The organism is Streptomyces sp. NPDC058653 (genome assembly GCF_042716895.1).
In the GTDB taxonomy this organism is placed as follows: Bacteria; Actinomycetota; Actinomycetes; order Streptomycetales; family Streptomycetaceae; genus Streptomyces.
Genome location: NZ_JBHXRM010000059.1, coordinates 29,989 through 40,953, shown reverse-complemented (window position 1 = coordinate 40,953; position 10,965 = coordinate 29,989). Strand labels below are relative to the sequence as shown.

Sequence of the window (10,965 nt, the reverse complement as noted above, 5' to 3'; positions counted from 1 at the left end):
CCTCCAGCCGGACGTACCGCACCCCGGGCAGCTCGGCGGCGAGCGCGGGTCAGACAGGGTGCGGCGGCTCTCGCATATCAGATGTCGCGGAAGATCTCGATCTGCGCGCCCACCGAGTTCAGCCGCTCCGCCAGGTCCTCGTAACCGCGGTTGATCACATAGACGTTGCGCAGCACCGACGTGCCTTCCGCCGCCATCATCGCCAGCAGCACCACCACCGCGGGCCGCAGCGCCGGCGGGCACATCATCTCCGACGCGCGCCAGCGGGTCGGGCCCTCCACCAGGACCCGGTGCGGGTCGAGGAGCTGGAGCCGGCCGCCCAGGCGGTTGAGGTCCGTCAGATAGATCGCGCGGTTGTCGTAGACCCAGTCGTGGATGAGGGTCTTGCCCTGCGCGACGGCCGCGATCGCCGCGAAGAACGGCACGTTGTCGATGTTCAGGCCCGGGAACGGCATCGGGTGGATCTTGTCGATCGGCGCCTCCAGCTTCGAGGGCCGTACGGTCAGATCCACCAGCCGGGTACGGCCGTTGTCCGCCGGGTACTCCGGCGTACGGTCGTGGTCCAGACCCATCTCCTCCAGCACCGCGAGCTCGATCTCCAGGAACTCGATCGGCACCCGGCGGATCGTCAGCTCGGACTCGGTGACCACCGCGGCGGCGATCAGGCTCATCGCCTCGACCGGGTCCTCGGAGGGGGAGTAGTCCACATCGGTGTCGATGCTCGGCACGCCGTGCACGGTGAGCGTGGTGGTGCCGACGCCCTCGACCCGTACCCCGAGCGCGTCCAGGAAGAAGCAGAGGTCCTGGACCATGTAGTTCGACGAGGCGTTGCGGATGACGGTGACGCCGTCGTGGCGGGCGGCGGCCAGCAGCGCGTTCTCCGTGACCGTGTCGCCGCGTTCGGTCAGCACGATGGGCCGGTCCGGGGACGTCGAGCGGTCGACCACCGCGTGGTACAGCCCCTCGGTCGCCGTGATGTCGAGACCGAAGCGGCGCAGCGCGATCATGTGCGGCTCGATGGTGCGCGTGCCGAGGTCGCAGCCGCCCGCGTACGGCAGCAGGAAGTTGTCCATGCGGTGCAGCAGCGGACCGAGGAACATGATGATCGAGCGCGTACGGCGCGCCGCCTCCGCGTCCATGGCCGCCATGTCCAGCTCCGCCGGCGGCACGATCTCCAGATCCATGCCGTCGTTGATCCAGCGGGTGCGCACGCCGATGGAGTTCAGCACTTCGAGGAGCCGGTAGACCTCCTCGATACGCGCCACCCGCCGCAGGACCGTACGCCCCTTGTTGAGGAGCGAGCCGCAGAGCAGGGCCACGCAGGCGTTCTTGCTCGTCTTGACGTCGATGGAGCCGGAGAGCCGGCGACCGCCGACCACCCGCAAGTGCATCGGTCCGGAGTATCCGAGGGACACGATCTCGCTGTCGAGCGCCTCACCGATGCGCGCGATCATCTCAAGGCTGATGTTCTGGTTACCGCGCTCGATACGGTTCACAGCGCTTTGACTGGTGGCCAGCGCATCCGCCAGCTGTGTCTGAGTCCAGCCCCTGTGCTGTCTGGCGTCACGGATGAGCTTGCCGATGCGTACGAGGTAGTCGTCTGCCATGGCGACAGGTTATCTCATATGTGAGATGAGAGCGTTGCTGAGGTGCGCCATTCGTGCGAGTGACGTCGCCCATACGGCCGAGGCCCGCGCACGCCCGCACCTCGCGGACCATCATGGCCCGATTCGCGCGTTTCGGCGAGCACGGTACGGCCGTACGGGTACAGCCGTACGGGTACGAGTGGGCGAGCCGGCCACGGATCCGGTCTACCGATCCGGTTGTACGGCTCAGTGGCCCCGGCGCTTGTTCGTCGTCTTGCGCCAGCCGAAGGGTCCGGGCAGATCCATCGACGTGGTCCGCCGGCCGGTGCTGCTCGTGGTGTGCCGCGGCCCCTTGCCGTCCCCGCTGGTGATCGACCACGAACGCTTGTTGATGTTGAGCCGTACGCCCGGCAGGATCCGGAAACTCTTACGGAAGGTGATCGGCACGGTGGCCTCCTCAAGTCGGCGTGGGCGAAGCCCTGTTGGCAGTACGGGTTACCTGTGGGCGGCGATCCATGTCCGCGCGGCAGGCCCGGCCTTCTCTCCGCGCCCCCGCGACGTACGCTTCGCCCCCACGAACAGTTACGAACCGCCCGAATTCCCTCGGCCGTGACGACCGTGACCCACGCCATACGGAGAAATGGTCCGCGCGCGTCGAGAACGACGTCCGCCGATCGACGAACGAGCAACACCCGCAGCAGGTACGGAAAGTTGAAGGAGCACCTCATGACGGTCACCGTCACCGCCGACATGACCATGTCGCTCGACGGCTACATCGCCGGCACCGACCACAGCGTCGCCAACCCAGCGGGCAACGGTGCCGACCAGATCGGCGGCTGGATCCACGCCCAGTCCAGCTGGCGCGAGCGCACGGGCCTCGGCGGCGGTGAGAGCGACCACGACTCCGAGATCATGCGCGAGTGGTTCGAGGCGACGGGCGCGGTCGTCATGGGTCGGCTGATGTACGACTCCGGGGTGGAGTTCTGGGGCGACAACCCGCCGTTCCGCGCCCCGGTCTTCGTCCTGACCAACCGCCCCGGGCCCACCCTCGTCAAGGAGGGCGGCACGACCTTCACCTTTGTCACCGACGGCATCGACAGCGCGCTCGACAAGGCCAAGGCGGTCTCCGGCGGCCGTAACGTCGACATCGCGGGCGGCGCGCACACCGTCCAGCAGTATCTGAAGGCCCGCCTCGTCGACGAACTCCAGCTGCATGTGATCCCCGTGCTGCTCGGCGGCGGTCTGCGGCTCTTCGACAACCTCGGTCTCGGCTCGCACGCGCTCGAACCGATCCGGGTGGTCGACACCCCCGGCGCCACCCACCTCAAGTACCGGATCCTCAAGTAAGGGTGACGGACATGGCCGGCGCCGCCGAGGACGCGGCGGCGCCGGCCGTACGACACGTCGCACACCGGGCCGGTCCCCGGGCCCGTGATCATCCTCGGGCCACCTCCCGCCCCCACCGTGCGGCGGAGCCGTTTCGTACCGGAGGGCGATCCGCGCGAAGGAGCCCGCTGCGATCTTCGGACGAGGCCGGGCGAGCGGCGCCCGCCGGACCGAAGGAGCGAGCGCGCATGTCCACGCGCACCAGCCACGCCGACGAGGCCCGTACCGACCGAGCTCGCACCGACCAGGCCCGCACCGCCGACGGAACCCACGTCGACGCGGCCCACCCCCAACGCCCTTCCCTGCGCGACCGGTTGCGCGCCGCTTGGAGAACCGCCCACACGCCGGTGCCCGGCGTCCCCCGCTGGGCGAGAGGGGCGGCCCTGGCCGTCCCCTTCACGGTCCTGCCGTCGGGGCTCTGGCGGATCGCCGAGGTCAACGGCGGCTCCGGCCACGGCACGGGCGACCTCCCCGCCTGGCTGCCGATCGAGCTCTACGTGGTCGTGCTCTCGCTCGTCTCGGAACTGATCGCGTTCACCGCGGTCGGGCTGATCGCCGCCTGGGGAGAGGTCTGGCCCCGCTGGACACCCGTCCTGCGCGGCCGGCGCATCCCGCCACTGGCCGTCGTCGTCCCCGCCGCGCTCGGCGCGCTCGTACTGACCACGGCCTGGACGGCCGCCGCGGTCACGGACCTCGCGGACGTCACCCTGCGAGGAGACGCGATCTCCCCCGACTACCCGGGCGAAGCGGGCGGTTGGCCCGCCGTCGTCTTCTACCTCTGCTACGCCCCACTGCTGCTCTGGGGACCCCTGCTGGCGGCGCTCACGCTCTCCTACCACCGCCGCCGGCGCCGTACGGAAAGGCCTCGGCCCCAGGGATCCACGGAGGGGGTCAGTGCCCGCGCGGGGCGTACATGATGACGGCCATCCCGGCGAGGCAGACCAGCGCCCCGATGATGTCGAAACGGTCCGGGCGGAATCCGTCGGCGACCACGCCCCAGGCGATCGACCCGGCGACGAAGACGCCGCCGTACGCGGCGAGGATCCGGCCGAAGTTGTCGTCGCTCTGGAAGGTGGCGACCACCCCGTAGAGCCCGAGCGCGACGACGCCGGCGCCGATCCAGATCCAGCCCTTGTGTTCGCGGATGCCCTGCCACACCAGCCAGGCACCCCCGATCTCGAACAGGGCGGCGACGGCGAACAGGGCGACGGAGCGGGCGACGAGCATGGTGAGGGGCCTTCTGGTTCGGGGGCGGATCAGTGAGCGGCGGTGCCGAAGAGACCGGCGAGCAGGGCGCCGCCCTCGGCCGGTGCGCGGACCTCCAGACGCAGGTGCGGGCCGTCGAGATGAAGCCGGAAGTCGAAGAACGGGCAGCACCGCTGCTCCGCCGCGGCCAGTTCGGCGATCCGGGCGGCCCGGCCGGCCGGCAGGGTCAGACGCAGACCGTCGGGCACCGCCGTCCGGGCGGCGCCTTCGAGAGCCTCGCGCCACCGCCCCGTACGCTCAGCGAGCTTTCCCCCCGTCAGTGAACAGGTCACCGGTGCCGTGCGCCACCGCTCCTCCTCCTGTTCCGCGGCTTTGCGGCCGGGCATGAGTGCGACGTCGGCCGGCCGCCCACCCCGGACTCCCGACGCGGGAGGGGCGAGGAACCCGCACTCCGGATCACACCGCCCGGCGCGGTCGGGCAGCGCGTCCAGATGCGCCAGGGCTCCCCGGAGCGAGGCGGTGAACGCGACCAGCTCCGCCGCGCGCGCCTCGGCCCCGGCGAGCCGGGCGGCGATCCGCGGCCGAAACTCCGTCCTGACGTCCCGGCAGGCACCGGCCTCCCACACCCGCGGCAACTCGCCGATCTCGTCGAGCGGCAGCCCCGGGTTCTTGGCCGCGCCGATGAACGCCAGTCGTTCGAGCGCGTCCTCGCCGTACCTCCGGTACCCGGCGGACGTCCGGCCGGCGGGGAGCAGCCCCTCACTCTCGTAATAACGCAGGGTCGTGGCCGGTACCCCGCTGCGCCCGGCGAGCTGGGAGATCCACATGAAGGCCATGCCCGCGACCGTAGACCTTCGAGTCGACCGGAAGGTCACCCCGGGGACCCCTGGCCATTGACTCCCGCGCTCGGTCGCCCCGCGCACTCGGCCTCCGCGCTCAGGTGGGCACGGAACACAGGGCTCCCGGGCATGACCTCGCAGCGGTCATGTACTAGAGTTATCTCGACATCGAGATATCTGCCGAAGGCGTACCGCAGCCGCCAGGCAGTAAGGCGAACCTAACTAAGCCTTACCTTAGCGGATCGGCGAGCAGCCCGTTGGCGGCACCGCGCGGCGTCAGCCGCACATGCGTCGCGGCGCGGTAGTACGCGCACATTCATGAAGGAGACTGTCGTGTCGGCGAACAGCTTCGACGCCCGCAGCACGCTGCGCGTGGGCGACGAGTCGTACGAGATCTTCAGGCTGGACAAGGTCGAGGGCTCAGCGCGCCTCCCTTACAGCCTGAAGGTGCTGCTGGAGAACCTGCTCCGCACCGAGGACGGCGCGAACATCACCGCCGACCACATCCGTTCGATCGGTGGGTGGGACTCCCAGGCGCAGCCGAGCCAGGAGATCCAGTTCACCCCGGCCCGCGTCATCATGCAGGACTTCACCGGCGTTCCCTGCGTCGTGGACCTCGCCACGATGCGTGAGGCCGTCAAGGAGCTCGGCGGCGACGCCGCGAAGATCAACCCGCTGGCCCCGGCCGAGCTGGTCATCGACCACTCCGTCATCGCCGACAAGTTCGGCACGCCGGAGTCCTTCGCGCAGAACGTGGAGCTGGAGTACGGCCGCAACAAGGAGCGTTACCAGTTCCTGCGCTGGGGCCAGACCGCGTTCGACGAGTTCAAGGTCGTCCCGCCCGGCACCGGCATCGTCCACCAGGTCAACATCGAGCACCTCGCCCGCACCGTCATGGTCCGGGGCGGCCAGGCGTACCCGGACACCCTCGTCGGCACCGACTCGCACACCACCATGGTCAACGGCCTCGGTGTGCTCGGCTGGGGCGTCGGCGGCATCGAGGCCGAGGCCGCGATGCTCGGCCAGCCCGTCTCGATGCTCATCCCGCGCGTCGTCGGCTTCAAGCTGACCGGCGAGCTGACCCCGGGCACCACCGCCACGGACCTCGTCCTGACGATCACCGAGATGCTGCGCAAGCACGGAGTCGTCGGCAAGTTCGTCGAGTTCTACGGCGAGGGCGTCGGCGCCACCTCGCTCGCCAACCGCGCCACCATCGGCAACATGTCGCCGGAGTTCGGCTCGACCGCCGCGATCTTCCCGATCGACGCCGAGACCATCAAGTACCTGAAGCTGACCGGCCGCGACGAGCAGCAGCTCGCGCTGGTCGAGGCGTACGCCAAGGAGCAGGGCCTCTGGCTCGACCCGGCCGCCGAGCCCGACTTCTCCGAGAAGCTGGAGCTCGACCTCGCCACGGTCGTCCCGTCCATCGCGGGCCCGAAGCGCCCGCAGGACCGCATCGTGCTGGCCGACGCCAAGCAGCAGTTCGCGCTCGACGTCCGCAACTACGTCACGGACGACGAGGAGGCGGGCAAGGAGTCCTTCCCGGCCTCCGACTCGCCGGCCACCACCAACGGTGTGCCCACCCGCCCGACCCTGGTCACCCCGCCGCACGGGACGCCGTACGAGATCGACCACGGCGCCGTCACCGTCGCCGCGATCACCTCCTGCACCAACACCTCGAACCCGTACGTGATGGTCGCCGCCGCGCTCGTCGCCAAGAAGGCCGTCGAGAAGGGCCTCACCCGCAAGCCGTGGGTCAAGACGACGCTGGCCCCGGGCTCGAAGGTCGTCACCGACTACTTCGACAAGGCCAACCTCACGCCGTACCTCGACAAGCTCGGCTTCAACCTGGTCGGTTACGGCTGCACGACCTGCATCGGCAACTCGGGCCCGCTGGACGAGGAGATCTCCAAGGCGGTCAACGAGAACGACCTGGCCGTCGCCGCGGTGCTCTCCGGCAACCGCAACTTCGAGGGCCGGATCAACCCCGACGTCAAGATGAACTATCTGGCGTCCCCGCCGCTGGTCGTGGCCTACGCGATCGCGGGCTCCATGAAGGTGGACATCACGCGGGACGCGATCGGTGTCGACCAGAACGGCAAGCCCGTCCACCTCGAAGACATCTGGCCGACCGAGGCAGAGGTCAACGAGGTCGTGGCCTCCGCCATCGGCGAGGACATGTTCAACAAGTCCTACCAGGACGTCTTCGCGGGCGACGCGCAGTGGCAGGCGCTGTCGATCCCGACCGGCAACACCTTCGAGTGGGACCCGCAGTCCACCTACGTGCGCAAGCCCCCGTACTTCGAGGGCATGACGATGGAGACGACCCCGGTCGACGACATCACGGGCGCGCGCGTGCTCGCCATGCTGGGCGACTCGGTCACCACCGACCACATCTCCCCGGCCGGCGCGATCAAGGCGGACACCCCGGCGGGCAAGTACCTCACCGAGCACGGCGTCGAGCGCCGTGACTTCAACTCCTACGGCTCGCGCCGCGGCAACCACGAGGTCATGATCCGCGGCACGTTCGCCAACATCCGTCTGCGCAACCAGATCGCGCCGGGCACGGAGGGCGGCTACACCCGCGACTTCACGGCCCCCGACGGACCGGTCTCCTTCATCTACGACGCCTCGCAGAACTACCAGGCGGCCGGCACCCCGCTGGTCGTCCTCGCGGGCAAGGAGTACGGCTCGGGCTCGTCCCGCGACTGGGCGGCGAAGGGTACGGCGCTGCTCGGCGTCAGGGCGGTCATCGCCGAGTCGTACGAGCGCATCCACCGCTCGAACCTGATCGGCATGGGCGTGCTGCCGCTCCAGTACCCGGAGGGCGCCTCGGCCCTGTCGTACGGCCTGACGGGCGAGGAGACGTTTACCTTCACGGGCGTCACCGCGCTGAACGACGGTACGACGCCCGACACGGTCAAGGTCACGACGGACACGGGCGTGGAGTTCGACGCGGTGGTCCGCATCGACACCCCGGGCGAGGCGGACTACTACCGCAACGGCGGGATCATGCAGTACGTGCTCCGCAGCCTGATCCGCAAGTAGGCACCGGCGCACGGCAGCCGACGAAGGGCCGCACCCCGCGCGGGGTGCGGCCCTTCCGCGTGTGCGGTTCCCACCCGAAGGGCCCAAATTGGACCCCAATGGAGAACGGGCCCGGAGTGGGCCCGTTTGGGGCCCCAGGGCCCGGGATCGGGCGGATGCGCTGACCTAGCGTCAGATGTATGTCAGCAACGGGTATGGGGGACCCCGGAGTTGGGGGATCTGACGTAACGGTGGAGGCCGGCGGGGGCCGGCTGGGAATGCCGCGGGAGTTACGCGCGGCATTGATACTGCTCCATCTCCTTTTAGGCATCACGGTGCTGGGCACGACCGGGGCGCTGACCGTCGCGGCGTCGGCGGACGCGGTGGACGGCCGCTCGCCCGGGCTGCTGCTGTACGCGTCCGCGCCCGGGGTGGCGGCGCTCGTCCTGGCCCGGCGGGCGTGGGCCGGCGGCGTACGGGTGCGATGGGCGCTGCTCGCGCTCCAGGTCTGGCTGCTCGTCGGCGCGTTGGGGACGCTGGGCCAGGGATCGGGGCGCGGCTTCACGCAGTCGCTGGTGCCGGTCGCGATCACCGTACTGCTGCTGCGCCGGTCCTCGCGCGACTGGTTCGCGCTGCCGGTCTCCGAGCGGGAGGAACGGCGTCCGTTCCGGCTCGCACGAATGATCAAGTGGCGTACGGACGGCGGCCAGAGCGCGGCCGAGTACGTGGGGCTGATCGTCCTGGTCACCGCGATCGTGACGGGTCTGGTCACGACGGGGGTCGGCGGCCAGGTCGGCGGGGGCCTGCGGTCGGCGGTGTGCGAGATCACGGGGAGCGCGTGCGGGGGCGGGAGCGACGCGGCGTCCGTCGCGGAGGGCGGTCCGGATGGCGGCACCGGGGGATCGGGGCGCGATCACAGCGCGGACGGCGCGTACCCGCCGGGCGAGGAGCCGGGCGACCCGTACGAGCGTACCGACACCCACGACGACGACGGCGCGTACGACCCGGCGCTCCGGGACCCGGGCGGTACGTACGAGGCCGGCGACCGCGAGGACGGGGACGGCGACGGGGACGGTGGCGAGAGCTGTACGTCCGGCATCGGCGCGTTCTTCTCGTGCGCCGGGGACGAGTTGGGCGGCACGTTGGAGGGCGTGGTCGTCGACGGCATCGGCGGCGACCTCTCCGAGGCCTGGGACACGATCACCGATCCCGGCCAGGTGATCGAGGACACGGTGGACTACGGCCGCGACCTCGGCGAACAGTGGCTGGAGGACGCCGAGGGCGCGACGGACAAGTGGTCGGACGGCGACTACCTCGGCGCGCTCGTCGACTGGAGCGGGGCGTCCTTCAACACGGGCGTGACGGTGCTGGACGACAGCTTCGTCGGCGACGAGGCCCGCGAGCTCTGGAACAACGGCGACTTCGGCCAGGCGGCCGGCCTGGTGGGCTGGAACATCGGCTCCTCGTTCATCCCGTACTACGGCCAGGCCCGCTGGCTTGACCGCCTGAACGGCGGCAACAACCACGACACCCCGGACGCCGACCAGGACCAACAGGACCGGCCGGACGAGTCGGACGACTCCGACGAGTCCGAGGAGCATGACGAGGCTCTGCCGGCCTGTCCGGCGCGGCACAGCTTCCTGCCGGGTACTCCGGTGCTGTTGGCCGACGGCAGTCTGACGGCCATCGACAAGGTCCGCGTCGGGACCCGCGTCATCGCCACCGACCCGACGAGCGGTCGCAGTCAGGCGCGCACGATCGAGCGGACGATCACCACGTACGACGACAAGGACTTCACGCGTCTGACTGTCGTCACGAATTCGGGCACCGAGGTTCTGACGGCGACCGACACGCATCCGTTCTGGCTGACGGACAAGGATCGCTGGGCGGACGCCGGAGAAATCAAGCCGGGCGACGATCTGCGAACGCCTGCCGGTACATCCGTACAGGTCACCGCCGTCGACCGCTACACCAAGCGGCAGGTCACGCACGACCTCACCGTCAATGGCATCCACACGTACTATGTCGTCACCGGCGATACACCGGTCCTGGTGCACAACAACGGCGGTGAAACGCCCCAGGTAGACAATGCGAGGCTGCAGAACATTGTCGATGCCCTGTTCCATGGCGTGGGCAATCCAAACTCGATCGGCGACGGGTCGGCAATGGCAGCGGCCAACCATGAGGCCCTCGGTGGAGAGCAAGTCGAGGGCAGGAATCACATCGCCAGCACGACGCAGCTTCGAAGCTCCCTCGTCAACTTCCTCACGAAGGACGTGGTCAGGCTGAGGGGTGGGAAGAAGGAGACCGTGGTGAGGACGCCGCGCGACATCGAAGTCGCGAACAGCCTCATCGCCGCCATCGACGACGCTCATGCCGGAAGGTACGAGGGTCTGGACAACTACCCAGGTCTGGAGTCGTGTTCGTGAGCGCGGACGTGCAGTTGGTAGAAGACCTGGTGGCCAGGTTTCCAGCTCTCGAGGATCCGTACAGTGCCCACATTTTCAATGAGGAAGGTGTGCTGCCGCATGTCTTCTTCTGGGACGTCACACAGGAATTGGTGCGTTCCTTCGTCGAGCGCGGCTCGGATGCCTTGGACTGGCGATCGGTTCTTGCTTTTCTTGAGGAGCAGCTGTCCAGGGGTATCCCCGAAGTGAGTGAGGTGATCGGCACCTCATTCCTTTGGTACCTTCCCAATCCGGGCGATCCGGGGCACGAGATCATCAATTACCTGGGGCCTGCCATGACCCGAGGGTTCCGGGAGATACGGCCTCGCGGATAGAAGGTGGAAGTCTTCCGCCGAGGTCCGTGGGTTCAGCGCACACCGCACGCAGAACGGAAGGGGCGGGGGACCCGCCCGCCCCCGGGGGGCCCCCCCAGAGGGGGCGGGCAGCGGACCCCCCCCAAACACCCCCCCCCCA

At 69.4% G+C, this 10,965-nt stretch carries 9 protein-coding genes; 5 read left to right on the top strand and 4 right to left on the bottom strand.

Annotation, left to right across the window (positions count from 1 at the left end; genetic code table 11):
• Positions 1-77: 77 nt before the first annotated feature.
• Together ACFWU9_RS33340 and ACFWU9_RS33335 are read right to left on the bottom strand one after the other, a co-directional pair.
• Positions 78-1,607 carry a helix-turn-helix domain-containing protein gene (locus ACFWU9_RS33340; protein WP_384324816.1) on the bottom strand — a complete coding sequence of 510 codons (1,530 nt, stop codon included), beginning with the start codon at positions 1,605-1,607 and terminating at the stop codon, positions 78-80.
• Positions 1,608-1,832: 225 nt separating this feature from the next.
• The gene (locus tag ACFWU9_RS33335; RefSeq protein ID WP_384324815.1) at positions 1,833-2,033 is read right to left on the bottom strand and encodes a DUF4236 domain-containing protein; all 201 of its coding nucleotides are present in this window, start codon (positions 2,031-2,033) and stop codon (positions 1,833-1,835) included.
• 279 nt (positions 2,034-2,312) lie between these two features.
• Between ACFWU9_RS33335 and ACFWU9_RS33330 the strand changes: the two genes are divergently transcribed.
• Positions 2,313-2,933, top strand: coding sequence for a dihydrofolate reductase family protein (locus ACFWU9_RS33330; protein WP_384324814.1), 621 nt, complete (start codon positions 2,313-2,315; stop codon positions 2,931-2,933).
• 227 nt (positions 2,934-3,160) lie between these two features.
• Complete coding sequence (locus ACFWU9_RS33325; RefSeq protein WP_384324813.1) at positions 3,161-3,889, top strand: hypothetical protein; 729 nt, start codon at positions 3,161-3,163, stop codon at positions 3,887-3,889.
• Here the strand turns inward: ACFWU9_RS33325 and ACFWU9_RS33320 are convergent.
• Both ACFWU9_RS33320 and ACFWU9_RS33315 read right to left on the bottom strand, forming a co-directional pair.
• A complete protein-coding gene (locus tag ACFWU9_RS33320; RefSeq protein WP_384324812.1) occupies positions 3,864-4,199 on the bottom strand; it encodes a YnfA family protein in 336 nt (111 codons plus the stop codon). The genes ACFWU9_RS33325 and ACFWU9_RS33320 overlap by 26 nt on opposite strands.
• Before the next feature lie 29 nt (positions 4,200-4,228).
• Positions 4,229-5,014, bottom strand: a complete 786-nt coding sequence (locus tag ACFWU9_RS33315; RefSeq protein WP_384324811.1) for a MerR family transcriptional regulator — start codon at positions 5,012-5,014, stop codon at positions 4,229-4,231.
• A gap of 336 nt (positions 5,015-5,350) precedes the next feature.
• Between ACFWU9_RS33315 and acnA the strand changes: the two genes are divergently transcribed.
• From acnA to ACFWU9_RS33300, 3 genes are all read left to right on the top strand, one after another.
• Positions 5,351-8,065: an aconitate hydratase AcnA gene (gene acnA / locus ACFWU9_RS33310; protein WP_384324820.1), complete on the top strand. Its 2,715-nt coding sequence runs from the start codon at positions 5,351-5,353 to the stop codon at positions 8,063-8,065.
• A 314-nt stretch (positions 8,066-8,379) separates the two neighbouring features.
• Positions 8,380-10,473, top strand: coding sequence for a polymorphic toxin-type HINT domain-containing protein (locus ACFWU9_RS33305; protein WP_384324810.1), 2,094 nt, complete (start codon positions 8,380-8,382; stop codon positions 10,471-10,473).
• Positions 10,470-10,826, top strand: a complete 357-nt coding sequence (locus tag ACFWU9_RS33300; RefSeq protein ID WP_384324809.1) for a hypothetical protein — start codon at positions 10,470-10,472, stop codon at positions 10,824-10,826. The genes ACFWU9_RS33305 and ACFWU9_RS33300 overlap by 4 nt, the downstream gene beginning before the upstream one ends.
• Positions 10,827-10,965 lie beyond the last annotated feature (139 nt).